The following is a 22920-nucleotide window of genomic DNA, read 5'->3' on the forward strand; positions in this document are numbered from 1 at the left end:
GCGCTCTGGCTCCCCAACCTACCTGTTTGGCGGCGCAATGCCGCTTTTGAAGTCAGGCGCGTGTCCCAATTTGTTTTATTCTTATTCTTCTTTATTAGGGTATCTGCGGGCCGAAAACAATAGCCCCAAATTCAAAACCGGAAACAATTTCGGTTGATTTCCCTTCAATCTTCGGTTGCCACTTCAACCAGCCCGCCGGGATGTCAGCTCTGCCGGAATGCCGCTGCGATCTCGTCGGCCAGCGCCCCCAAAAGACTGCTCATGGCGCGAATAGTTGCTTCACTGCCGATATCGGACGCCATATCGCTTGCCTCAAACCGGTCAGACAGCACAATATCGCCCCGGACAAAATCAACAACTTTCCAGCGGGCCTCAAGATAGACCTGCCCGTCCCCGCGTTTTTCAAACGACACAATATCAACCGCGATCTGCCACATTACATCGTCGCGGCTGTTCCACGGAAACACCTCGATCCGGGCAGGTTTGATCCGCGCATCCAGATTTTCGCCCAGAACACGGCGGACATTTTCGGCCAGTGGTTCCGCCCAGCGGTCATTTTCCAAAAACACAAGGCGGTTTTCACTGCTGCGAATCACCAGTTGCGACCGGTCCAGATGGCTGGGCAATGTCACCGGCCCCACTCCCAGAACGGCACCGGAACGGTTTGCATCCGCCATGGACGGAGTAACCGGTGACAGCATGAAATAGCGCGTCGGATTGTCCGAAGACGCACAGCCCGCCAGAAACAGCATCGTCGCCATCACCCCGGCCAACAGGGATTTTTGAGCAAAAGGACGCGACATCATGGGGTGGTCTCCTGATTGCCCGATTTGCCAAGGATCAGCGCATTGGGATTTTGTTCAAGATAATCGGCCAGTGTACGCAGCGACCGTGCCGCCGCCGACAATTCCTTTAACGCCTCTTCAAAATTATAACGGACCGGCGAATTGGGGGCGGTCATATCGCGCACCCCGCCCAGCGCCATTTCTGCGGCATTCAACGCATCGCGGGTCGCAGGCACGACACTGGTATCCAGATTCGTCACCAGTTGATTAATCCCGGCGGCGGCCTCGCTGATGCTGTTCATGCCCTGTTCAATCGCGGGCGATGTGACGATATTTTCCATCCCCTCAACGGTGCCCAGCAACCGAATGCCGATTTCCTCAATCGGGAAGGTTTCGATTTTTTCCAGTAACGAAGACAGCGACTGGCTGATTTCCTCGGATTTCTGTTGCAAAGTCGGCAATTCGGTCAGTTCCGATGATCCATCGCCCAGATAACGCGCAGGCGCCATCGCATAAACATCCAGATCAACATAAAGCTGCCCGGTGATGAAACTGCCGGTTTTCAGGCGTGCGCGCATCCCCTGACGCACCAGTTGCGCCGCAATATCGGCATAATCACCCGCCCCCAGATTTTCTGCCCCCACCATGACAACCCGTTCAGGCTGCATATTGATGACAACAGGCACCCGGAAGCTGTTGGTTTCACTCACATATTCCAGATCGACACTTTCAACTTCGCCCACACGAATACCGCGAAATTCCACCGGCGCACCAACAGACAGGCCACGCACCGAACTGTCGAAATACAGGATATATTGCTGGCTGATGCCATAGGCCAATGTTTCGGCTTCCTTGCGGCTGCCATACAGCGGAAAAACCGTATTGACCGGTGCGGCTTCGGATTCCATATCCCCGTCCGGCGTATAGAAATTCACCCCCCCGGCAATGACGGATCGGATCGATTGCGCCCGGACCGAAAATCCTTCGGCATTCAGATCAAGGCTGATGCCACTTGAATCCCAGAACCGCGTGCTGCTTTTGATCAGGGCGTCATAAGGGGCGCGCACGAACACCGGCACCGACACATTTTGGGCCGTATCATCCAGTTCGGTGCCCAGTACCTCGCCCACCGCAACCCCGCGCAACAGAACCGGTGTGCCTTGCGCAATGGATCCGGCCTCACGGCTGGTCAGGATAAAGCGCGTGCCCTCGCCGCTGCCCTCAATGAATTGCGGTTCGTCAAACCCCTTGAAATGGCGCGCTTCATTCCCGTTTTTATCGGGGATCATTTCAATGTAAAAACCCGATACAATGGTTTCAAGCCCCGTCACCCCCTGCGCCGACACACGGGGCCGCACGACCCAGAATTTGGCGGCATCGGTCAGATAAGGCTCAATCTCCGGCGACATCTGCAAGGTCAGTTCAACCTCGGTAAAATATTCGTTCAGCTTGATATCCTTGACCGTCCCGATCGTCACATCGCGGTATTTCACCGGGGTCTTGCCCGCCGTCAGCCCCTCGGCCGACAGGAATGTTACCGTGATATCGGGGCCTTTCGCCGCCACTTCGCGCCAGATCAGCCAGCCACCAATCAATACCGCCACCACCGGCACAATCCACACCAGCGAGATATTGTGCAGCCCCTTTTTGACCTCGGGGCTTTCGGGTTGCCTTGATGGCGGGGTTATCGGCGTTCGGGTCATCATGCAGTCCCTTGTTGTTGCAACATTCCGGCACGATCCCAGATCAGGCGGGGGTCAAAGGCCATCGCCGACAGCATGGTCAAAATCACCACGGCGCAAAAGGCAACAGCCCCAAAACCCGGCTCCACAGTGGCAATATTACCCAGTTTGACCAATGCCGCCAGAATAGACACCATAAACACATCAATCATCGACCAGCGCCCGATCAGTTCAGTCACCCGGTAAATCGTCGTGCGGTCGCGCAAGGCGCGTGTCTGCCCGAACCCGGTCGCCAGATAAACCCAAGCCAGAACCGCAATCTTGAACACCGGCACCACGATGCTGGCGACAAAAACCACAATGGCAATCGGCCATTCGCCCGCCGCGATCAACGATCCGACACCCGTTAAAATCGTATCGGCTTCGGCCCGTCCCAGCAAGGTGACTGTCATGATCGGAAAAACATTTGCCGGAATGTAAAACACCATCGCCGCCAGCAACAATGCCCAGGCGCGCGACAGGCTGCGCGGTTTGCGGTGATGCAATCTGCTGCCGCACCGCGGGCATGAAACGCCTTCGGTTTCGCCATTGCCGATCACGACAAACGCACAATTATGGCAGGTCACCCATGTTGAATCGGCGGCAAGATCATCAATGGTGGGATGATGCAACCCGACAGGGGCCAGTTTGCGCCAGATCACCCTGGGGTCAAGCTGCGTACTCATCAAAAGCGACGCCGGAATCAGCAAACACACCGCATAAAAGGCCGGACCGGCCACCACATCGGCAAAATCACTCAGCTTGGTCAATGCGACCAGAAGCCCGATCAAAAACACATCAAGCATCGACCAGGGCCGGATAATTGCCAGAACCCGCCACACATGATGCACGCCGGGCCATTCAAACCCGAACCGCAACGGCGTCAGCACATAAAGATACGCCCCGATCAGCAATAAAGGGGCCGCCATCGAGGTCAGCCCGACCATAAAGGCCAGAAACGGATAGCCTTCCTGCCAGAACGTGACAACACCCGACATCAGGGTATTGCTTTCGCTGCGCCCTTCCATCGAAAAACCGAGAATCGGAAAACTGTTGGCGATGACAAACAGCACAAGGGCAGTAACGGCAAAGGCCAAAGACCGTTCGATGCTGTTATTTTGCGCCTGATACAATGGCGCGCCACAGCGCACGCAAACCGCGACATTACCCGCCGGAATATCGTCCTCGGTATGCAAATAATCGCAATGATGACAGGCAACAAGACGCCGTGGCATGAAAATTCCCTGATGGCCGCATCCCGGATCGCACATATCCGGATCAAAGTAAGAAGCAGAAACCCCGGCCTGTCAAATCCGCCCTGAAATCCCCCCGGAAATTTGGGGCAAAAACCGCCGCGCCTCGTCCCGGACAATGTCATTGACCCGCCGTAACAACACGCTATCCATATTCCAGTGATGCCAGAATAATGGCCGTTCGATGACATGCGGACAAGGCCGGATCAACCTTCCCTGTGCCAGCGCGTCCTGCGCCTGATGTTCCTCGACCACGGCATAGGCAATGCCCTGTTCGGCCACGGTCACAAACCCCTGTGAACTGGGCACCGTATGGGCGGGAAATTCGCCGGGTTCAAGGCCAAAGAACTGTTTGAAAAACTGGTTTTGCAATTCGTCATGACGGGAAAAATGCACTGCCGGGCAGGCCCGCAGGGCATCGGGCGTCACCCCATCGGCAAAGAAACGCTGCGCAAAACCGGGCGACACCACCATGATATAGCGCATCATCCCCAGCGCCATCACCTTGCATCCCTGTATCGGCTCCGCCCGCGTGCTGATTGCCGCCAGAACCGTGCCGGACTGTACCTCGTCAACGGTCAGGGTTTCATCCTGCACCGTCAGATCAACCAGCAAATTCAATTCCTCAAACAACCGTTTGGGAACATCGACAAACCATGTCGCCAGACTGTCGGCATTGACCGCCAGCGCGATATTGCCAAACGCCGCCCCGCCGCCTTTCAGTTCCGGCAGATTATCCTGCAATTCCTGCTCCAGCAGGCGCACACGCTGATAATGCTGCAACAAACGCTGCCCGGCGGCGGTGGCCGCAATCGGTTTGGACCGGATGATCACCGGCTGTCCCAGCCGATCTTCCAGCAATTTGACACGCTGCGACATCGCCGATTGCGTCAGGCCCAGATCGCGCGCCGCCTTTTCAAAACTGCCATGCCGGATCACCCCGGCACAGGCTTCCAGCAATTTGTAATCCAGCATGACCTTCATCATTTTTGCTAATGAAGCATCAGGATAATTCGATTTTCTTATTTTCAGCAAGGGTTATGACAAAGCACTCAACACACCGCATCACAGGACAATCAGAATGATCGCAACATATCTTACCGGCATGGGCATTGGTGGCGGCCTGATCATCGCCATTGGCGCGCAGAACGCCTTTGTGCTGGGCCAAGGTCTGCGGCGGCAATATCCGGTGATGGTCGCCTTTGTCTGCGCCCTGTGCGATGCCTTGCTGATTGCCGCCGGGGTGGCCGGGCTGGGCACATTGATTGCCTCATGGCCGGTCCTGACGCAAATTGCGGCATGGGGCGGGGCGGCATTTTTGATCTGGTATGGTTTTGGCGCGCTGCGCCGGGTCTTTGCCGATGAAAGCCTGTCGGCGCAAACCCCGGCCATCGCCGGATGGCGCACGGTCCTGTCGGCAACACTGGCCGTCACCTTGCTGAACCCGCATGTTTATCTTGATACGGTGGTGATGCTGGGCGGCATTGGCGGGCAATACCCCGCCGAACAACGCCTGTTATTTGCGCTGGGCGCGATGACCGCCAGTTTCATCTGGTTTTTCGCCATCGCACTGGGCGCCTCATGGCTGGCCCCCCATGTCGCCCGCCCGATCACCTGGAAGATCGTCGATGGCCTCACCTGTGCGGTGATGTGGCTGGTCGCATGGGGGCTGATTGCGCCGGAAATCGCCCGATGGAACGCATAGGAAACGGGCGGGCGTTGTTAATCGCCCTCCCCCATCGCTTCCTTGAAATGTTTGCGGCAGACCGGCACATAACGGTCATTGCCGCCGATTTCGACCTGCGCGCCCTCGCGCACCGGGTCGCCATTTTCATCGACCCGGATCACCATCCCGGCCTTGCTGCCGCAATGGCAGATGGTTTTCAGTTCGTTCAGCTTGTCCGCCCACGCCAACAGCCATTTTGACCCTTCAAAAAGCTGCCCCTGAAAATCGGTGCGGATGCCATAACACAAAACCGGCACGCCCAGCCGGTCGGCCACATCGGACAATTGCCAGACCTGTTCCTTGGTCAGAAACTGGCTTTCATCGACCAGAACACAATCAATCCTGCCGCCCTCCTTTCCGGTTTCGGCCCGGATCACCTCAAACAGATTGCTTGTGCCCTCAAACAGCAGGGCCGGGGCCTCCAGCCCGATGCGCGAGGCAATTTTGCCCGTGCCGAACCGGTCGTCAAATGCCGCCGTCATTAGCAGGGTCCGCATGCCGCGTTCCTGATAATTAAAGCTCGATTGCAGCAATGTCGTCGATTTGCCCGCATTCATCGACGAATAATAGAAAAACAGTTTGGCCATTCCATCCCCCAGCCGCCCGGCACCCGTTGCGATCATGGCGATTACCCCATGCCGGGATCAAGATCAAGCCAGGATCAGGCCATCATCACCCTTGCCATATACGGCGCATGGATTACCTGTGGGATCATATCCCCATCCAACAGGAGAATTTCCATGCGCATTCTGATGATTATGACATCCCACGATCAGATGGGCGATACCGGCCATAAAACCGGCCTCTGGCTGGAAGAATTCGCCGCGCCCTATTACCGGTTTCTTGATGCCGGGGCACAAATCACGCTGGCCTCGCCCAAGGGTGGCAAACCGCCGCTGGATCCCAACAGTCAGGCCAAAGACGCTCTGACCGACGCCACCGAACGCTTCGAGGCAGATGATGCGGCGCAAGAATCATTCGCCAATACCGTCACCCTGAACGGACTTTTGGCCGATGATTTCGATGCGCTGTTTTTCCCCGGCGGTCACGGCCCGTTATGGGATCTGGTGACCGATTCCCGGTCCATCGCCCTGATCGAACATTTCACGGCCCAGAACAAACCGGTCGCTGCCGTCTGCCACGGCCCGGCGGCACTGGTCAATGCCCGGGACGTTGATGGCAAACCACTGGTCGCGGGTAAAAAAGTGACGGGCTTTAGCAATGACGAGGAAAAGGTGGTTGGTCTTGACGCCGTGGTGCCGCTGTCGATTGAAGATACCTTTAAAAAGCAGGGCGGGCTGTATCACAAAGGCGACAACTGGGCGGCATTTGCCGTGGTTGACGGCCATCTGATCACCGGCCAGAACCCGGCATCCAGCGAGGCCACCGCCGATGAAGTCCTGAAAATTCTGCGGGCGCAAAAAGCCGCTTGACCTTCCCGTGGCTGTAAGGTGCAACATGCCTTTATCACCGACACACCAACGATCAAGGACCCGATATATGTTGCATCTGAAAGTCGAAAAAATGAGCTGCGGCCACTGCGTACAGGCCGTGACCAAAGCCGTTGAAAACGTCACCGGCGTTGAAAAGGCCGATGTCGATCTTGCCAAAGGCGAAGTCACCATAACCGGCAATGCCGATATCGCCGCCCTGATTGCCGCGATTGACGATGCCGGTTTTCCGGCCCGCGAACTGGCCTGATCCATCACCATATCCATACCAAAGGCCGCCCGGTGGGCGGCCTTCTTCGTTTCAGTATCCAGCACAATCAGGCTTTATCGCCGTGTTCGATATCGGGCAGGAAAATCGCAAGGAAGCCGATGGCCGGTAACCATGCACAAAGCTGATAGACCAGCCCCAGCCCGAAATGATCGGCCATGACGCCAAGAATGGCCGCACCAATCCCGCCAAGCCCGAAGGCAAGACCGAAGAACAGCCCGGAAATCATGCCAATACGCCCTGGCACAAGTTCCTGCGCATAGACAACAATCGCCGAAAATGCCGATGACAGGATTAGACCGATGGCAATCGACAGCATCACGGTCGCCCCCAACCCGACATAAGGCAGGATCAGCGCAAAGGGCAACGCCCCAAGGATCGATCCCCAGATCACCTTTTTGCGGCCAATCCGGTCGCCCACCGATCCACCAATCAGGGTGCCAGCCGCGACCGAGGCCAGAAAAACGAACAGATAAATCTGGGCGTCCCCCTCGGACAGCGGGAATTTTTCCATGAGGTAAAACACGTAATAGCTGGTGAAACTGGCAAGATAGAACCATTTCGACAGCATCAGGCAGAACAGAACCATCAGGCCGCCAAGCACCTGCCGCCGGGCCGGAAGATTTGCCGCCAGATGAACCACACGCGGGCGTCGCACGGCATGGCCGTTGCGTTTATACCAGCGCCCTAGCAGGGTCAGGATCACAACCCCGGCCAATGCGGCAAAGGCAAACCATGCCAGACTGCCCTGCCCGTGCGGCAAAACCACCGCCACCACCAGCAACGGCCCGATGGCCGAACCGACATTGCCGCCCACCTGAAACAGCGACTGCGCAAAGCCATGCGCCCCGCCCGATGCCAGCCGCGCCAGACGCGAGGATTCCGGGTGAAAGATCGACGATCCTACGCCCAGCATCGCACTGCCCATAAGCAGCATCGCAAAACTGGTTGCCGAGGACAGCACCAGAAGCCCTGCCATCGACATCCCCATACCGAACGGCAACGAATAAGGTTGCGGCCGACGGTCCGTGAAATGACCGATAAAGGGTTGTAGCAACGACGCCGTCACCTGATAGGTCAGCGTCAACAGGCCAAGCTGCGCAAAGGATAGGTCAAAGCCGCCCCTGAATACCGGATAAGCCGCGACAAATAGCGACTGGATCATATCGTTCAGCAAATGACAGAAACTGGCCGCGCCCAGAACCGGCAAAACAGTTCGGGCCACTTGCGGACGGTTAAGAACGGCTTCGTTCATCGGGGACCTCGTTGAAATGACATTGAACGCAGACCTTGGCGCGTTGATCGTCATTATAAAAATTGCAAAACGGCCCACCACCGCGTTAGGGTCAATTTGTTACGAGACTGGGCCAATCACGTAAGGCAGACATCGATGTCATCATTTTGCGAAGTTCCAAGACCGGTCATCGCATTGGGGACCGATTATCCCGATGGTCACGTGATTGCCGCCCACCGCCATGATCGCGATCAGTTGCTGTATGGCATGACCGGGGTTTTGATGGCATCAACCCCGCAAGGCGCATGGATGATGCCGCCCCAGCGCGGCATGCTGATCCCGGCCGGGGTGATTCACGAGGTCCGTCTGTTTGGCGATGTCAAAATGCGGTCGCTTTATCTGCGACCGGACCGGCTTGGGGATACAGAAAACCAATGCAAGGTGGTCGGCATTTCATCGCTGATGCGTCATTTGCTGATCGAAGCGGTTGCCGTCCCGCCGGAATATGACATGGCGGGTCGTGATGGTGCATTGATGGCGCTGATTGAACATGAAATCAAACGGTTGCCGGTTCTGCCGCTGTCGCTTCCGTTGCCGGAACAGGCGGGATTACGGGAAAAATGTCGGGCGTTTCTGGCCTCCCCGACTCCGCATGAAAGCATCGATGACTGGTGCCATCATCTGGGCATGAGCCGCCGCAGCTTTACCCGGCAGTTTCGCAAGGAAACAGGATCAAGCTTTGTCGAATGGCGTCAACAGGCCTGCATCCTTACCGCCCTGCCAAGACTGGCCGCCGGTGAAGCCGTGACCACGATTGCAATGGACCTTGGCTATGACAATCCTGCGGCGTTTAGCAATATGTTCAAACGCATCCTTGGCGCGTCGCCGCGCGATTACCGGACCAATGATGTTTAAGACCCGACAATGAAAAAGCCGCCCGTTTCAGATCGAAACGGGCGGCTTTTACGCATCGTCTGATGATTGAAATCAGCCGAGGATTTTGTCGCGGAGCATCTGGTTGACCATGCCCGGGTTGGCCTTGCCGCCCGTGGATTTCATCACCTGACCAACAAACCAGCCCAACATGCGATCCTTGCCATCGCGGATTTCCTGCACCTTGTCCGGGTTGGCCGCAATGACTTCGTCAATCGCGGTTTCAATGGCCCCGGTATCGGTAATCTGCGTCAGGCCCTTTTCCGCCACGATCTTGTCCGGGTCATCCCCGGTTTCGATCATGATTTCAAAGACATCCTTGGCAATCCGCCCGGAAATGGTGTCATTGAGGATCAAATCCAGCAATTTGCCAAGGTTTTCGGCGGAAACCGGGCTTTCGGCCACATCAACCCCGGCCTTGTTCAACGCGCCAAACAGGTTGGTAATCACCCAGTTCGCCGCCAGCTTGCCATCCCGGCCCTTGGCGACAACTTCGTAATATTCCGATTTTTCCTGATCGGCGACCAGCACACCCGCATCATAGGCCGACAGGCCATTTTCGCGCATGAACCGGGCCTTTTTCTCGTCCGGCAATTCCGGCAGGGTCTTTTCGATTTCCGATACAAACGCCTGGTCAAACACCAGCGGCAGCAAATCGGGATCGGGGAAATAGCGATAATCATGCGCCATTTCCTTGGACCGCATGGCGCGGGTTTCCCCGGCACGCGGATCATAAAGACGGGTCTGCTGCACCACCTCGCCGCCGCCTTCGATCAGTTCAACCTGACGTTTGGCTTCGATTTCAATCGCCTGCATGACGAACCGGATCGAATTGACGTTTTTGATCTCGCAGCGCGTGCCAAATTCCGCCCCCGGACGACGGACCGACACATTGGCATCACACCGCATTGACCCTTCATTCATATTGCCGTCACAGGTGCCAAGATACCGCACAATGGCCCGCAACTTGGTCAGATAGGCCCCGGCTTCTTCGGGCGTTCTGATATCGGGCTTGGACACGATTTCCATCAGGGCAACGCCCGAACGGTTCAGGTCGATATGCGAATATTTCGGGTCCTGATCATGCATCGATTTCCCGGCATCCTGTTCCAGATGCAGGCGTTCAATGCCTACCGCCTTGGTCGAACCATCGGGCATATCAAGGATGATGGTGCCCTCGCCGACAATCGGTTTGTCAAACTGCGAAATCTGATAGCCCTGCGGCAGATCGGCATAGAAATAATTTTTGCGCGAAAACACGCTTTCAAGATTGATCTTGGCCTTAAGGCCCAGACCGGTCTTGACCGCCTGACGCACGCATTCCGCATTGATCACCGGCAACATGCCGGGCATGGCGGCGTCCACAAGGCTGACATTGCTGTTGGCGTCGTTGCCGAACGTGGTCGAAGCCCCGGAAAACAGCTTGGATTTGGAAATCACCTGACAGTGAACTTCCAGACCGACAACGATTTCCCACGGACCGGTAGCGCCTTCGATAATATAGGTCATGATCAGCCCTCCAGCCCGGCCGGTTTCGCGGTAAAGCCGGCCGCACTTTCCAGAACGCCCCCCACCCGCAAAACGGTTTCTTCGTCAAACGGCTTGCCAATCAGTTGCAGGCCCAGCGGCAATCCCGATGCCGACAACCCGGTCGGAAGCGACATACCCGGCAGACCGGCAAGGCTGGCCGGAACGGTAAAGACGTCATTCAGATACATCTTGACCGGGTCATCCTGATTTTCACCAATCGCAAAGGCCGCCGACGGCGCGGTTGGCGTCAGAACGGCATCCACCGTGCCAAAGGCATTGGCGAAATCCTCGTAAATGCGACGACGGACTTTCAGGGCCTTGTTGTAATAGGCATCATAATATCCGGCCGACAGAACATAGGTGCCGATCATGATGCGGCGCTGGACTTCCTTGCCAAAACCCGCCGCACGGGTTTTCATATACAGATCGTCCAGGCTGTCGCCCTCGGCCACTTCGCGCAGGCCAAACCGCACCCCGTCATACCGCGCAAGGTTTGACGATGCCTCGGCCGGGGCAACAATATAATAGGTCGGCAGCGCATATTTGGTGTGCGGCAACGAAATATCGACCACACTGGCCCCGGCATCGCGCAACATCGCAACGCCGTCATCCCACAATCTGGCGATTTCGTCGGGCATGCCGTCAACGCGGTATTCCTTGGGAATGCCGATCTTCATGCCGCGAATGTCACCGGTCAGGGCGGCCTCGAAATCGGGCACCGCCATCGGGGCGGATGTGCTGTCTTTCGGGTCGTGCCCGGCCATCGCGCCCAGCATGATCGCCGCATCGCGCACCGAACGGGTCATCGGCCCGGCCTGATCCAGCGAACTGGCAAAGGCGACAACGCCCCATCGCGAACAGCGCCCATAGGTCGGCTTCAACCCGACAATGCCACAAAATGCCGCAGGCTGACGGATTGATCCGCCGGTATCGGTCCCGGTTGCCGCCAGCGCCATGCGCCCGGCCACTGCCGCCGCCGACCCGCCAGACGACCCGCCCGGCACCAGATTTTTGCCGTCGGCGGCTTTCCACGGATTGATCACATTGCCGAAATAGGACGTCACATTGGCCGATCCCATGGCAAATTCATCAAGATTGGATTTGCCCAGCATCACCGCGCCATTGCCAAACAGATTGGCCGTCACGGTTGATTCATATTGCGGGATAAATCCTTCCAGAATGTGCGAGGCCGCCGTGGTTTGCACCCCTTCGGTACAAAACAGGTCCTTGACCGCAATCGGCAGGCCTTCCATCTTGCCCACATCGCCCTTGGCGCGTTTGGCGTCCGATGCACGGGCCATCTCGATGGCTTTTTCCGGGGTTTCGGTGATAAAGGCATTCAGGTCGCGCTGCGATGCCATCGCCGCAATATGGGCCTCGGTCAGTTCGACCGACGTATAATCGCCCTTCGCCAGCCCGTCACGGGCCGCCGCAAGCGTCAGATTTGTCAGATCAGTCATTATTCAACCACCTTGGGCACAACAAAACAGCCAGCATCGGTCAGCGGCGCATTGGCCAGCACTTTTTGCTGAATATTGCCATCGGTTACTTCGTCCTTGCGCAACGGCAAGGTCAGATCGGCGACCGAGGTCAGAGGGGCGGCACCCTCGACGTCAACTTCTTGCAGTTCCTCGATAAAATCAAGGATACGGGTCAAATCACCCGCCAGTTCGCCCAATGCGTCTTCTGCCACTTCGATGCGCGACAAAAAGGCGATTTTACGAACCGTTTCCTTATCCAAAGACGACATGGATGAAAGTCTCTCTTAAGGAATGACAAAACAACCGGCGAACAGGCATCCGCCAGCACTGGAATTACAGCGCGGAACCTAGCACCCCGCGCCCCGGACGGCAAGGGTAACGGCAAGCAGAACAACAGGCGATCCTGCACAGGCGAACTTTGTGCCGTGATCGCGAATAACAGGCGAATGTCAGCCCTGCACAAACGCCATCATAATCCCTGCGCTTTCCGCTGGTGTTTTGGCGGGGCTGAAACTATAAGGTCGGCATGATTTGTAATGACACTCAGGAATTGCTGCGGCTCTTGCCGCCAGCATCACGGATTTTGGGGCTGGACCTTGGCACCAAAACCATCGGTATTGCCTTGTCCGATGTCGGGCTTCAGATCGCAAGCCCCTATTCGCTGATCAAGCGCACCAAATTCAGCCGCGATATCCATGAAATTGGCAAGATCATCGACAAACAGAATGTCGCGGGCATCATCATCGGTTTTCCGCGTGAAATGGATGGCTCGATTGGCACGTCCTGCCACCGGGTTTATGCCTTTGTCGATGAAATGTCGAAACATGTCAGTCTGCCGGTTCTGATGTGGGACGAACGCCTGTCAACCAGTGCGGTTGAACGCATCCTGATTGGCGAGGTTGACATGACCCGCAAACGCCGCGCCGAAGTCGTCGATAAAACCGCCGCCGCCTATATCCTGCAAGGGGCGCTGGACAATATGAACCGTCATACCGATCCCGGTCTTGAAGACGATGATGACGAGGATCTGGATCGCGACGACGACGAAGACGACCGCGAAGAAGAATAATTCCTGCCTGATGTCTCAAAACAACGCCGGTGTCACACCCGGCGTTTTTTATGCCTGTTCCCCAACCTTATTTGGGGAAATCACCATCATCACCCCAAACAGGCTGGACGGCGGAATAATCAGATCATCCCCGCACGGCACCGCGCCAAGCGACCGCGCCGCATCGGCAATCCCGGCCAGATCGGGCACCAGCACCTGAAACCCGGCAAAACCGTCATCGGGCAATTCCGGATCATCCAGCCCAAACCGCTCGATCAGTTCATCGGCATGCAACACATCGACCAGATGGCCGGTTTTGATATCGACAAAAAAATCCTCGACCGCCTCGGCCGCCCAATGGGTCAGATAGATTTTGCCAAGGGACGATACCCCGTTGGCATGGGTCTGATATTTCGGATGATAAAAATATTCCGCCGGGTGTTTGTGCTGGCAGGAAAAAGTGATGGCGTGGCGCAATAACGGATGATTGGCAAACGCCAGGGCAAAGCCAAGGTCAACCTCGCGGCCATCCGGCAGGGATGCCTTGCGATCAAATTCAAAAACATCGGGTGTCGCCGCCCCGCCCGCCATGAATTGTTCCCGGTCATCGGCGGCATTCGCCGATTGCAGGGCCAACATCGACATGCCTTCGCGATGGCGCAAGTAATCCCGGTTATAAACCGCAAAGGAAAATGGCGCATCCATCGACCCCATGCCGATTTTATCGGGGTCCAGCACGGCCAGCAGTTCAATATAAAGCCCGTCAAGCTGGATCAGGGCATTGCCGGTGCCAAACGGATGCACCGCACGCGGCGTGATTGTGAATCCCAACTTTTGATAGGCGGCACACGCCTGATCAAGATCACGCACACACAATACCAGATGGTCAATCGCCCTTGTCATAATCCCGCGCCCCCGGATTTCCGACAGATTTCAAAACCTGCCCTCGTTATTTATGTGATCACGCATACCCCGGACCGGACAGACCTCAGGATATATCATCCTGTCCCTTTTCCCGGAAGATATTCAATCGTGACGCGGGGTAATTACCACACATGATTGAACCGATGAATTATTTCATCCTGTAAAATAGTCTTACAGACCTTTGGAAAAAATCCTATCCGTTCAGATAGAAGGGTGCGGGTGTAACGGCAAAGGGGCGGTAGGCTTTCACCGGGTTTGCTGTTGAAAGACTCTGTGTATTTCTGAACGGGTTTTGAGCGCTCGGGTCAATTGCAGAAAATTTTAAATTGACATATCGGTAAATCTCGATATATTCGCGTTATGGAAATGCTCGAAATATTCAAAGCCCTCTCAAACCGTACACGCCTTGAAATCCTCAAAGGCTTGAAAGAGCCTGCGAAAAATTTCCCTCCGCAGGATGAAGGCGACGTGGATACGGTTGGAGTTTGCGTCAGCAGCATTCAGGAAGGCGTCGGTCTGTCGCAATCGACAGTGTCCGATTATCTTGCAACACTGCAACGGGTGGGTCTGGTTGAAGTCAGGCGCATCGGGCAGTGGACCTACTACAAGCGAAATGAAGCAACCATCAGTGCTCTTGCCGAGAGAATAGGCAAAGAACTGTAGTTTTTTTTACCACAATATATCGAGAAATCTCGATATCCCTTTTTACCGAAATGAGGAACCAAAATGAAAGCCCAGATACTGAACTCCTTTGGCGGCCCGGAATCGTTCGAACTTCGTGACCTTCCCACGCCCGCACCACAGGCCGGACAAGTCCTTGTCCGGGTCCATGCAACCTCCATCAATCCGCTGGATTATCAGGTCCGGCGCGGTGACTATCGCGACTTGGTACCCTTGCCGGCCATTACCGGGCATGACGTTTCCGGCGTCATCGAAAGCGTCGGCCCCGGTGTGACCAGCTTCGTTCCGGGTGACGAAGTCTGGTATACCCCGCAAATATTTGACGGGGACGGAAGCTATGCCGAATACCACGTCGCTTCCGAAAACATTATCGGCAGGAAACCCGGCGCGCTAAGCCATCTTGAGGCCGCAAGCCTGAGCCTGGTTGGCGGGACGGCGTGGGAAGCCCTGATCGGGCGTGTGGCTTTACGAGTGGGAGAAAGCATCCTGATCCATGGCGGTGCTGGCGGCGTCGGTCATGTAGCGATCCAGATCGCGAAAGCCATAGGTGCCAAGGTATTTACGACCGTACGCGAAGATAATTTCGAATTCGCACGCAGTGTTGGCGCGGATGTGGTCATCGACTACACGAAAGAAGACTATATCAGCGCCATTCTGCGCGAAACCGGTGGCAAAGGCGTCGACGTCGTGTTTGACACCCTTGGGGGCGACACATTGTCGCGCAGCCCGGACGTGCTCGCACAACTTGGCCGCGTTGTCTCGATCGTGGACATTGCACAGCCCCAGAACCTCATCGAAGCATGGGGAAAGAACGCAAGTTTTCACTTCGTTTTCACACGTCAAAACCGCGGCAAGCTTGATGAACTGAGCACATTGGTTGAGCGTGGTCAGCTACGACCACACGTTGGTGCTGTCTATTCGCTTGAAGACATTTCGCTCGCCCATGCGCGGCTTGAAACCCGGAACAACGGGGTACGTGGAAAAATCGCGATTGCAGTTGACCCATCGGCTCATCTCGCAAGTGCGGACTTTTAACCGCTGAACTCACTTTAAAGGTGCAACCATGATTTATGAGATCGCTCAGCTGCCCGTTCACAAGGAGCATACTGAAACGTTCAGACAAGCATTCGCCAAAGTCGTTCCGTTGCTTAGCCGCGCAGAGGGTTACCAAGGTCACCTTCTGGCGCAAGGGATCGAAACACCCGAACTATTCCACCTGATCGTGCGATGGCGCTCACTCGAAGACCACACACCGGGCTTTGAAACGAGTGAAGACCATCAGACATTCATGAGGGGCTTGGAGCAATATTTCTCGGAAGAACCGCGCGTCTATCATATCGAAGGCGCAGCTTTTGCTACAGGCGAATATCCTCTTTAAAAGCTTACAAAGAGCACGTAACGGAAGCCGGGCAACAAGACGCACCTCTCCCGTCTTGACCTGTGGCCGGGTTACACCGACTGCGCAATGCCCCCGTAATGGCTTCTCCATCCGCCGGTCAGTATCCTGCGGGTGCGCCCACCATCCTGTCTGTCTGTGTATCGCTGCATCATCGCCTCTTTCATTTGGTGCCAAACGCAAAAACCCGCAAAGCATCACGCTTTGCGGGTTTCGGTCCGGGCGGGTTTGTCCCGTTGATTTTTCTCTCCTGTGCTTGCATCCCGTCACGGCTTGCCATATGCAGGACAGATCATTTCGCGAGGATTCCGATGGTCGCCATCCTGTCCGCCCTGATCCCGACCTTTGCGTTGATTGTGCTGGGATTTATCCTGCGACAACGTCAATTTTTACCCGATTCCTTTTGGCCGGGGGCGGAAAAACTCACCTATTATGTCACCTTCCCCGCCCTGTTATTTGCCAATACCGCCAGTGCCGATTTGGGCAGCCTACCGGTCGGCGGCATCACAATCGGCATGTTAGGCGCGGTTGCGGTTTCGGCACTGCTGGCCCTGCTGATCAAACCCGCCTTGCGGATCAGCGATCCGGCCTTCAGTTCCTTTTTTCAGGGGGCCATCCGGCCCAACACCTATATCGGGCTGGCCGTGGCCGCCGCCCTTTTGGGGGAACGCGGCCTGACCGTCACGGCATTATGCGTCGCCCTTGTGGTGCCGACGGTCAATGTCCTGTCGATTCTGGCCTGTGCCCGCTGGGGCGAAAGCGACCGTAAACCGGGGCTGTTTTCGGCAATCCGTGATGTGTTGCGCAATCCGTTGCTGATGGCCTGTGTGTTGGGCATTATTGCCAATCTGGTCGGGGTCGGCCTGCCGCCGGTGATCGGGCCGTTTCTGGAAATTCTGGGCCGTTCGGCCCTGCCCATCGGGTTGCTGGCGGTCGGGGCCGGGCTTGACCTGATGGCGGCCCGTCGCGCCGGGGGCACGGTCACGGTCTCGACGATTGGCAAACTGGTGATCAGCCCGGCCATTGCCATTGGTATTGCCGTTGTTCTCGATATTCCACCTGTCGATATGGCGGCACTGGCGTTTTATGCCGCCCTTCCGGCCTCGGCCAGTGCCTATGTTCTGGCGCGGCTGATGGGCGGGGATGCGCAAATGATGGCCAGCATCATCACCATCCATACCCTTGCCGCCATGGTCACCCTGCCGCTTTTGGCAATCTTGCTGCAAGTCGCCTGAAAACTGACCGGGCGGACAGGAAAACAGGCGATATTTTACCTTTCCGTCGGCGGGGCATATCGTTTATGCTCCGCCCGAAATTCCCATCCTGTCAAGGAACAAGCGTAACGCCATGAGTGTCATGGGACCAACGGCGGATCATTATCCGCATCCTCACCTGCTGGGCATCGAGGGTCTGACCCCCGGGGAAATCACCCTTATTCTGGATCGTGCCCAGCATTACGCAGAAAAAAACCGCACCGCCGACAAAACCAGCAATATTCTGGCCGGCAGTACGGTGGTCAATCTGTTTTATGAAAATTCCACCCGCACCCTGACATCCTTTGAACTGGCCGCAAAACGGCTGGGTGCGGATGTCATCAATATGACGGTGGGCACCAGTTCGGTCAAAAAGGGCGAAACCCTGATTGATACCGCAATGACGTTAAACGCCATGAATCCCGACGCCCTTGTCGTGCGTCATGGCGATAGCGGTGCTGTCAAACTGCTCAGCGAAAAGGTCAATTGCGCGGTTCTGAATGCCGGGGATGGCCGCCATGAACATCCGACACAGGCCCTGCTCGATGCCCTGACGATCCGCCGTCACAAGGGCCGCCTGCACCGCCTGACCGTGGCAATTTGCGGCGACATCGCCCATTCGCGGGTGGCGCGGTCCAACATTTTGTTGCTCAACACCATGGGGTCGCGGGTCCGCCTGATTGCCCCGCCCACCCTGTTGCCATCGAAAATCGAACGCATGGGCGTTGAAATTTTCCACGACATGGAAGAAGGCCTGAAAGATTGCGACATTGTCATGATGTTGCGCCTTCAGCTTGAACGCATGGAAGGTAGTTTTATTCCCTCCGTGCGCGAATATTTCCATTTCCACGGTCTGGACCGCGCCAAACTGGCCAATGCAAAACCCGATGCCCTGATCATGCATCCCGGCCCGATGAATCGCGGAGTCGAAATCGACAGCGAGGTCGCCGACGATGTCGAACGATCCGTCATTCGCGAACAGGTCGAAATGGGGGTTGCCGTCCGCATGGCGGCCCTTGAAATTCTGGTGCAGAACCAACGGGCCGCGCCACGAGGAGACTCATGATGCCCGCCATCCGCGCCAAGGCCAGCGGCAAAACGGCTTTTGTCAATGTCCGCTTGCTTGACCCAGCCAGCCAGACCGACTGCCAAGGCGGCCTGTTGGTTGAAGATGGCAAAATTGCCGGTATCGGCCCGCAAATTACCGCCGCAAACCTGCCATCGGGTTGCACGGTGATTGATGGCAAGGGGGCCTGTCTGGCCCCCGGGCTGGTCGATATGCGCGTGCAATTGCGCGAACCGGGGTTTGAACATCAGGAAACCATCGAAACCGCCGGGCATTCTGCCGCCACCGGCGGTGTGACCACCATGGTTGCCCTGCCCAATACCGATCCGGTGGTCGATGACGTGGCCGGGGTCGAATTTGTCGCCCGCCGGGCACGCAAGGTCGGCCTGGCCAAGGTATTTGTCTATGGTGCGGTGTCCAAGGGCATGGAAGGCCACGAAATCACCGAAATGGGCTTGCTCCATCAGGCCGGGGCCGTCGCCTTCTGCGATGGCGACCAGACCATCGCCAACAGCCGCCTTCTGCGACAGGCCCTGTCCTATGCCACGTTTTTTGACGGCATGATCGTGCAACATCCCGAAGAACCGGAACTCTCGCGCGGTGCCTCGATGAATAGCGGCGAATTATCGACCCGGCTGGGTCTTTCGGGTGTTTCGCCGCTGGCCGAAGTCATTCAGATCGAACGCGATATCCGTCTGGCCGAAATGACCGGCGGGCGGCTGCATTTCGCCCATATTTCAACGGGCGAGTCGGTCGAAGTCATCCGCCGCGCCAAAAAACGCGGCCTGAAAATCACCTGCGATACCGCGCCGTTCTATTTTGCCCTGAATGAAAATGCAGTGTCGGATTACCGGACCTTTGCCAAACTGTCGCCGCCCTTGCGGGCCGAAGAAGACCGGCAGGCGATTGTCATGGGGCTGGCCGATGGCACGATTGACGCCATCGCATCGGACCATAATCCGCAGGATGCCGATTCCAAACGTCTGCCCTTTGCACAGGCGGCGGCGGGGGCTGTCGGGCTTGAAACCCTGCTGCCGATCTCGCTCGAACTGTATCATAACGGCTTTATGCCGTTGCTCGATGTCATCGGGCGGCTGACGATGCACCCTGCCCGTTTGATGAAACTCGGCGCCGGGACGCTTGCCATCGGCAAGGCCGCCGATCTGATGATGTTTGATCCGGACCGGGCGGGCAAGATTGATCCTTATGCCTTTGTGTCAAAATCCAAAAATTCGCCCTTTGACGGTCGCCTGACCCAGGGAAAGGTTGTGCGTACCATCATTGATGGGCGCGATGTTTTCGTGCATGCCCCGTGGTTTGAAGGACAATAATCCAGATGGAACTCGATCCGGCCTACAAAGCCATGTTGATGTCGTTACAAATCGCCACTGTCTGTGGCTATCTTTTGGGGTCCATTCCCTTTGGGCTGGTTCTGACCCGTCTCGCCGGTCTGGGCGATATTCGCAAAATCGGTTCCGGCAATATCGGGGCGACCAATGTTCTGCGCTCCGGGCGCAAGGATCTGGCATTGCTGACCCTGATTTGCGATTCCGGCAAGGGGGCGGCGGCGGCCCTGCTCTTTACCCATTATGTCGGGGTTGAAGCCGGTATTTTTGCCGGGGCGGCGGCGGTGGTCGGCCATATGTTTCCGCTGTGGCTGCGGTTTAAGGGCGGCAAGGGTGTGGCGACAACGCTGGGCACCCTGATTGCGGTCAACTGGATCATGGGGCTGTCGGCCGCGCTGGCATGGCTGGTGATGGCGCTGATTTTCCGGATTTCGTCCCTGGCGGCACTGGTCGCCCTTCTTGTCGCCCCGCTGGTCGCCCTGTTTATCCTCGATGCCCCCGGACCGGGATGGCTGGCGGTGTTTCTGGCGATCATTGTCTGGCTGGCCCACCACGCCAATATCCGCCGCCTTCTGCGCGGCGAAGAACCGAAAATCGGCCAGAAGAAAAAAGAGGATGCCGACGCCGAAACACCCGGCATCTAGCAGCCTTGCCTTTGAAACACTTGACGAATCAGCGCCCGGATACAATCCGGGCGTTACTCTTTTATGGCCCCCTGCATCCAAAAAATCTTCCGGATCAACGAGCCGAAATTCACAAATAGTCGTTCATTGCGTCAAAATTTCATGATGAACGAAATACTCCAGTTACTTGACACCGTGATCACTGAGCTTCAACAGCGTCGGGATTTCACCTCAATCACCTTCGCGGTAAATCAGAAACCCATCACGGCAACACAAGCTGTCGCGGCATTCACCACCTACAAACAGGAGGTGTTGACCTTACAGTCGCGCGGCACAGCGATAGCTGAGGCAAAAAGCGATGAATTGCTGGCCCTGATCTCGGCCATCATCAACTCCAATCTGGTAATTTCAAAGATGGGGCAGTTGAACACCAAACGCACCATCGAACCTGGAAAAGCCATATCCTATAACAAGACCCTGACTGATCTTCAGAACCAGATCATGCTCTTCAAGGCCAGTGGCGAAACGAATGAACCGGATCAATACAATCCCGGAACATCCATTTCCTGGGATTAGGAATGCCCCGAAGGATTTGATATGCCGAATATTGAATATCTATACAGAACACTGGCCAATATAGGGTTTCCCGTCGGAGCTGGAGCAAATCTCTGCGGTGGTGGTGCGGGTCTGCAAGGCATACTGGCCCCAATCGTCTCCCCGATTGGGGCAACATGGCCCCAACTGGTCAACGCAACATTGATCAGTGCCATTTTGCCCGGTCCCGTCTGGCTTAATGTTCGGGAGGCCAACTGGCGCCAGAACGCAATGCGAACAGCCTCCAGAATGATCGGTGGTTATTTAGTCAAAACACCGGTTCAATATCATGCCGATCCCTCTGACAAAGCGGCACTTGCCGAAGCAATGGGAACGACAATGACCTGTTTCATTGCCGACCATGTGGCCGGAGGATTCCCGGCAAACATGATCCATCTCTCGCGCTTTGAAATTATGAATCCCGGTGCTGTCGTTTTTGGCGCTGCTGCACGCCCCGATTACATTTCCCAAATTGGTGGTGTCGGCCCCTATCAGATATGGGAGGCAAAAGGCAGTGGTGGCAACTGGACAGCCTTAGGCCCCCAGACCGGGGCCGCTTCGGGACCTGTATTGAGAACAGCTATCCAGCAATGCACATCAGTGCTCACCGTTTTTGGCGGATTTCCCGACGCTTGCGTTGGCTGTATGGCACAAGGCCGCAACACAAACAGATGGCGAATGGTGATCAGTGACCCGCCATCACCGAAAAGCTGGACCCCAGACCCGGCATATCAGGATGCAACCTTTGTAACATATTACGAACCTCTGATCGAAATGATCGATTACCTGCAACCAGATCCCCAACGCATCACATTTGGCTCCCGGACCATCGACATTGCGCAATTGTCACCAGATATTGTCATCGGAATCGATGTCGCAATTCTGGACGCATTTGCCAACTATTCGCCCGATAGTTGGCCACCGGGCAAACTGACTGATCTTATTCGTCAGGCCATTGGCCAAGGATACGTAAAGGATAATTCCCCCAAAAACGAGCTCGAATATCTGAACGGCAACGGAATTTACACAGGTGTTTCACAAAAGCTCGTCGACGAACAAAAAAGCACGCATTAGGTACGGATCACCTTGCACCAAGGTCATAAAAGGGATCAGAAAAATCGATGTCAGTTAACAGTAACGATGACGTTCTCAACGTGATTATGAAAACCACAAGGGGCATCCTTGCTTCAAGCGAAGTGATGTTTAGCCTTTCACCTGATATCGCCCTTTACTTCACCGACAAAACCGGCAAGTTGCAACCCAATCCTCCTGCCCAATACGGTCAGATTCCCATGATTTTTTATGAGGTTTCCGTTGCTGAATCTGCCGATGGCTCATGGTGGATACCAACATGTTCTGTGCCGGACACACCGTCCGGATTGAATATCTGGGGCAATTGGGAACCATTGAAGGTCAGCGAGCACTCCACTATCGTCACAACAGCAATGCTGAGACCTCAAAACGCCTTGTGCTGGGTTCCTGCAATGGTCATTGAGGAAAATCTCACTCCAATTATCTTCAAAGGTAGTATCTTGGGCGAATACCCTGTTACTAAAGCGGCGTAATTCAGAAACCGCATCATTGCGCTCTCGAACATCTTGACGAAT

25 protein-coding genes are annotated in these 22920 nt (G+C 56.1%); 15 read left to right on the plus strand and 10 right to left on the minus strand.

Annotation, left to right across the window (positions count from 1 at the left end; translation table 11 throughout):
- Positions 1–203: 203 nt before the first annotated feature.
- The 4 genes from Q8O73_RS08090 to Q8O73_RS08105 form a co-directional block, all read right to left on the minus strand.
- Entirely contained in the window at positions 204–806 is a 603-nt protein-coding gene (locus Q8O73_RS08090; protein ID WP_305557305.1) for a membrane integrity-associated transporter subunit PqiC, read from the minus strand.
- Positions 803–2491, minus strand: coding sequence for an intermembrane transport protein PqiB (locus Q8O73_RS08095; RefSeq protein WP_305557308.1), 1689 nt, complete (start codon positions 2489–2491; stop codon positions 803–805). Before Q8O73_RS08095 ends, Q8O73_RS08090 begins: the two co-directional genes overlap by 4 nt.
- Entirely contained in the window at positions 2488–3741 is a 1254-nt protein-coding gene (locus Q8O73_RS08100; protein WP_305557311.1) for a paraquat-inducible protein A, read from the minus strand. Before Q8O73_RS08100 ends, Q8O73_RS08095 begins: the two co-directional genes overlap by 4 nt.
- 72 nt (positions 3742–3813) lie before the next feature.
- Entirely contained in the window at positions 3814–4734 is a 921-nt protein-coding gene (locus Q8O73_RS08105) for a LysR family transcriptional regulator ArgP (protein WP_305557313.1), read from the minus strand.
- A gap of 106 nt (positions 4735–4840) precedes the next feature.
- Here Q8O73_RS08105 and Q8O73_RS08110 point away from each other — a divergent pair, with 106 nt between their 5' ends.
- Positions 4841–5464, plus strand: coding sequence for a LysE/ArgO family amino acid transporter (locus Q8O73_RS08110; protein ID WP_305557316.1), 624 nt, complete (start codon positions 4841–4843; stop codon positions 5462–5464).
- 17 nt (positions 5465–5481) lie between these two features.
- Here Q8O73_RS08110 and Q8O73_RS08115 read toward each other — a convergent pair whose 3' ends face one another.
- A complete protein-coding gene (locus Q8O73_RS08115) occupies positions 5482–6108 on the minus strand; it encodes a thymidine kinase (protein ID WP_305557318.1) in 627 nt (208 codons plus the stop codon).
- A gap of 117 nt (positions 6109–6225) precedes the next feature.
- On the opposite strand from Q8O73_RS08115, the gene Q8O73_RS08120 reads away from it, so the two are divergent.
- Complete coding sequence (locus tag Q8O73_RS08120) at positions 6226–6918, plus strand: type 1 glutamine amidotransferase domain-containing protein (RefSeq protein WP_305557321.1); 693 nt, start codon at positions 6226–6228, stop codon at positions 6916–6918.
- A gap of 67 nt (positions 6919–6985) precedes the next feature.
- The gene (locus Q8O73_RS08125) at positions 6986–7186 is read left to right on the plus strand and encodes a heavy-metal-associated domain-containing protein (RefSeq protein WP_305557324.1); all 201 of its coding nucleotides are present in this window, start codon (positions 6986–6988) and stop codon (positions 7184–7186) included.
- Positions 7187–7253: 67 nt separating this feature from the next.
- Here the strand turns inward: Q8O73_RS08125 and Q8O73_RS08130 are convergent, their stop codons facing one another.
- Complete coding sequence (locus Q8O73_RS08130) at positions 7254–8459, minus strand: MFS transporter (protein ID WP_305557327.1); 1206 nt, start codon at positions 8457–8459, stop codon at positions 7254–7256.
- A 135-nt stretch (positions 8460–8594) separates the two neighbouring features.
- On the opposite strand from Q8O73_RS08130, the gene Q8O73_RS08135 reads away from it, so the two are divergent.
- Positions 8595–9353 (plus strand): helix-turn-helix domain-containing protein, encoded by a 759-nt coding sequence (locus Q8O73_RS08135; RefSeq protein ID WP_305557329.1) that lies wholly within the window; start codon positions 8595–8597, stop codon positions 9351–9353.
- 72 nt (positions 9354–9425) lie between these two features.
- On the opposite strand, the gene gatB is transcribed toward Q8O73_RS08135, so the two are convergent.
- Genes gatB through gatC form a run of 3 tightly spaced genes read right to left on the minus strand, consistent with a single transcriptional unit; the run spans position 9426 to position 12651 of the window.
- The gene (gene gatB, locus Q8O73_RS08140) at positions 9426–10880 is read right to left on the minus strand and encodes an Asp-tRNA(Asn)/Glu-tRNA(Gln) amidotransferase subunit GatB (RefSeq protein WP_305557331.1); all 1455 of its coding nucleotides are present in this window, start codon (positions 10878–10880) and stop codon (positions 9426–9428) included.
- A 2-nt stretch (positions 10881–10882) separates the two neighbouring features.
- A complete protein-coding gene (gene gatA / locus Q8O73_RS08145) occupies positions 10883–12361 on the minus strand; it encodes an Asp-tRNA(Asn)/Glu-tRNA(Gln) amidotransferase subunit GatA (RefSeq protein ID WP_305557333.1) in 1479 nt (492 codons plus the stop codon).
- A complete protein-coding gene (gatC, locus tag Q8O73_RS08150; protein ID WP_305557336.1) occupies positions 12361–12651 on the minus strand; it encodes an Asp-tRNA(Asn)/Glu-tRNA(Gln) amidotransferase subunit GatC in 291 nt (96 codons plus the stop codon). The genes gatA and gatC overlap by 1 nt, the downstream gene beginning before the upstream one ends.
- A 257-nt stretch (positions 12652–12908) precedes the next feature.
- Here gatC and ruvX point away from each other — a divergent pair, with 257 nt between their 5' ends.
- Positions 12909–13451, plus strand: a complete 543-nt coding sequence (ruvX, locus tag Q8O73_RS08155) for a Holliday junction resolvase RuvX (RefSeq protein WP_305557340.1) — start codon at positions 12909–12911, stop codon at positions 13449–13451.
- A 48-nt stretch (positions 13452–13499) separates the two neighbouring features.
- On the opposite strand, the gene Q8O73_RS08160 is transcribed toward ruvX, so the two are convergent.
- Complete coding sequence (locus Q8O73_RS08160; protein WP_305557342.1) at positions 13500–14333, minus strand: VOC family protein; 834 nt, start codon at positions 14331–14333, stop codon at positions 13500–13502.
- 381 nt (positions 14334–14714) lie between these two features.
- Between Q8O73_RS08160 and Q8O73_RS08165 the strand changes: the two genes are divergently transcribed.
- The 10 genes from Q8O73_RS08165 (at position 14715) to Q8O73_RS08210 (ending at position 22878) form a co-directional block, all read left to right on the plus strand.
- The gene (locus Q8O73_RS08165; protein WP_305557345.1) at positions 14715–15017 is read left to right on the plus strand and encodes a helix-turn-helix transcriptional regulator; all 303 of its coding nucleotides are present in this window, start codon (positions 14715–14717) and stop codon (positions 15015–15017) included.
- A 63-nt stretch (positions 15018–15080) separates the two neighbouring features.
- Positions 15081–16070, plus strand: coding sequence for a zinc-dependent alcohol dehydrogenase family protein (locus tag Q8O73_RS08170; protein ID WP_305557347.1), 990 nt, complete (start codon positions 15081–15083; stop codon positions 16068–16070).
- Between the two features lie 28 nt (positions 16071–16098).
- Complete coding sequence (locus Q8O73_RS08175; RefSeq protein ID WP_305557350.1) at positions 16099–16413, plus strand: antibiotic biosynthesis monooxygenase; 315 nt, start codon at positions 16099–16101, stop codon at positions 16411–16413.
- Positions 16414–16742: 329 nt separating this feature from the next.
- Positions 16743–17666 (plus strand): AEC family transporter, encoded by a 924-nt coding sequence (locus Q8O73_RS08180; RefSeq protein ID WP_305557352.1) that lies wholly within the window; start codon positions 16743–16745, stop codon positions 17664–17666.
- A 121-nt stretch (positions 17667–17787) separates the two neighbouring features.
- Entirely contained in the window at positions 17788–18750 is a 963-nt protein-coding gene (locus Q8O73_RS08185) for an aspartate carbamoyltransferase catalytic subunit (protein ID WP_305557925.1), read from the plus strand.
- A complete protein-coding gene (locus Q8O73_RS08190; protein WP_305557355.1) occupies positions 18747–20081 on the plus strand; it encodes a dihydroorotase family protein in 1335 nt (444 codons plus the stop codon). Before Q8O73_RS08185 ends, Q8O73_RS08190 begins: the two co-directional genes overlap by 4 nt.
- Before the next feature lie 5 nt (positions 20082–20086).
- On the plus strand, positions 20087–20740 hold the full coding sequence (plsY, locus tag Q8O73_RS08195; protein WP_305557358.1) for a glycerol-3-phosphate 1-O-acyltransferase PlsY: 654 nt from the start codon (positions 20087–20089) through the stop codon (positions 20738–20740).
- 63 nt (positions 20741–20803) lie between these two features.
- Positions 20804–21295 carry a hypothetical protein gene (locus Q8O73_RS08200; protein ID WP_305557361.1) on the plus strand — a complete coding sequence of 164 codons (492 nt, stop codon included), beginning with the start codon at positions 20804–20806 and terminating at the stop codon, positions 21293–21295.
- Positions 21296–21316: 21 nt separating this feature from the next.
- Positions 21317–22387, plus strand: coding sequence for a hypothetical protein (locus tag Q8O73_RS08205; protein WP_305557364.1), 1071 nt, complete (start codon positions 21317–21319; stop codon positions 22385–22387).
- Positions 22388–22434: 47 nt separating this feature from the next.
- Complete coding sequence (locus tag Q8O73_RS08210) at positions 22435–22878, plus strand: hypothetical protein (RefSeq protein WP_305557367.1); 444 nt, start codon at positions 22435–22437, stop codon at positions 22876–22878.
- Positions 22879–22920: the final 42 nt, after the last annotated feature.

This window comes from Thalassospira sp. (assembly GCF_030690045.1).
Lineage (GTDB): Bacteria > Pseudomonadota > Alphaproteobacteria > Rhodospirillales > Thalassospiraceae > Thalassospira.

Excerpts from the sequence above, each read along its gene's own strand:
- Q8O73_RS08090 (WP_305557305.1), bottom strand. The coding sequence starts at position 806 with ATGATGTCGCGTCCTTTTGCTCAAAAATCCCTGTTGGCCGGGGTGATG.
- Q8O73_RS08095 (WP_305557308.1), bottom strand. The coding sequence starts at position 2,491 with ATGATGACCCGAACGCCGATAACCCCGCCATCAAGGCAACCCGAAAGC.
- Q8O73_RS08100 (WP_305557311.1), bottom strand. The coding sequence starts at position 3,741 with ATGCCACGGCGTCTTGTTGCCTGTCATCATTGCGATTATTTGCATACC.
- Q8O73_RS08105 (WP_305557313.1), bottom strand. The coding sequence starts at position 4,734 with ATGCTGGATTACAAATTGCTGGAAGCCTGTGCCGGGGTGATCCGGCAT.
- Q8O73_RS08110 (WP_305557316.1), top strand. The coding sequence starts at position 4,841 with ATGATCGCAACATATCTTACCGGCATGGGCATTGGTGGCGGCCTGATC.
- Q8O73_RS08115 (WP_305557318.1), bottom strand. The coding sequence starts at position 6,108 with ATGATCGCAACGGGTGCCGGGCGGCTGGGGGATGGAATGGCCAAACTG.
- Q8O73_RS08120 (WP_305557321.1), top strand. The coding sequence starts at position 6,226 with ATGCGCATTCTGATGATTATGACATCCCACGATCAGATGGGCGATACC.
- Q8O73_RS08125 (WP_305557324.1), top strand. The coding sequence starts at position 6,986 with ATGTTGCATCTGAAAGTCGAAAAAATGAGCTGCGGCCACTGCGTACAG.
- Q8O73_RS08130 (WP_305557327.1), bottom strand. The coding sequence starts at position 8,459 with ATGAACGAAGCCGTTCTTAACCGTCCGCAAGTGGCCCGAACTGTTTTG.
- Q8O73_RS08135 (WP_305557329.1), top strand. The coding sequence starts at position 8,595 with ATGTCATCATTTTGCGAAGTTCCAAGACCGGTCATCGCATTGGGGACC.
- gatB (WP_305557331.1), bottom strand. The coding sequence starts at position 10,880 with ATGACCTATATTATCGAAGGCGCTACCGGTCCGTGGGAAATCGTTGTC.
- gatA (WP_305557333.1), bottom strand. The coding sequence starts at position 12,361 with ATGACTGATCTGACAAATCTGACGCTTGCGGCGGCCCGTGACGGGCTG.
- gatC (WP_305557336.1), bottom strand. The coding sequence starts at position 12,651 with ATGTCGTCTTTGGATAAGGAAACGGTTCGTAAAATCGCCTTTTTGTCG.
- ruvX (WP_305557340.1), top strand. The coding sequence starts at position 12,909 with ATGATTTGTAATGACACTCAGGAATTGCTGCGGCTCTTGCCGCCAGCA.
- Q8O73_RS08160 (WP_305557342.1), bottom strand. The coding sequence starts at position 14,333 with ATGACAAGGGCGATTGACCATCTGGTATTGTGTGTGCGTGATCTTGAT.
- Q8O73_RS08165 (WP_305557345.1), top strand. The coding sequence starts at position 14,715 with ATGGAAATGCTCGAAATATTCAAAGCCCTCTCAAACCGTACACGCCTT.
- Q8O73_RS08170 (WP_305557347.1), top strand. The coding sequence starts at position 15,081 with ATGAAAGCCCAGATACTGAACTCCTTTGGCGGCCCGGAATCGTTCGAA.
- Q8O73_RS08175 (WP_305557350.1), top strand. The coding sequence starts at position 16,099 with ATGATTTATGAGATCGCTCAGCTGCCCGTTCACAAGGAGCATACTGAA.
- Q8O73_RS08180 (WP_305557352.1), top strand. The coding sequence starts at position 16,743 with ATGGTCGCCATCCTGTCCGCCCTGATCCCGACCTTTGCGTTGATTGTG.
- Q8O73_RS08185 (WP_305557925.1), top strand. The coding sequence starts at position 17,788 with ATGGGACCAACGGCGGATCATTATCCGCATCCTCACCTGCTGGGCATC.
- Q8O73_RS08190 (WP_305557355.1), top strand. The coding sequence starts at position 18,747 with ATGATGCCCGCCATCCGCGCCAAGGCCAGCGGCAAAACGGCTTTTGTC.
- plsY (WP_305557358.1), top strand. The coding sequence starts at position 20,087 with ATGGAACTCGATCCGGCCTACAAAGCCATGTTGATGTCGTTACAAATC.
- Q8O73_RS08200 (WP_305557361.1), top strand. The coding sequence starts at position 20,804 with ATGGCCCCCTGCATCCAAAAAATCTTCCGGATCAACGAGCCGAAATTC.
- Q8O73_RS08205 (WP_305557364.1), top strand. The coding sequence starts at position 21,317 with ATGCCGAATATTGAATATCTATACAGAACACTGGCCAATATAGGGTTT.
- Q8O73_RS08210 (WP_305557367.1), top strand. The coding sequence starts at position 22,435 with ATGTCAGTTAACAGTAACGATGACGTTCTCAACGTGATTATGAAAACC.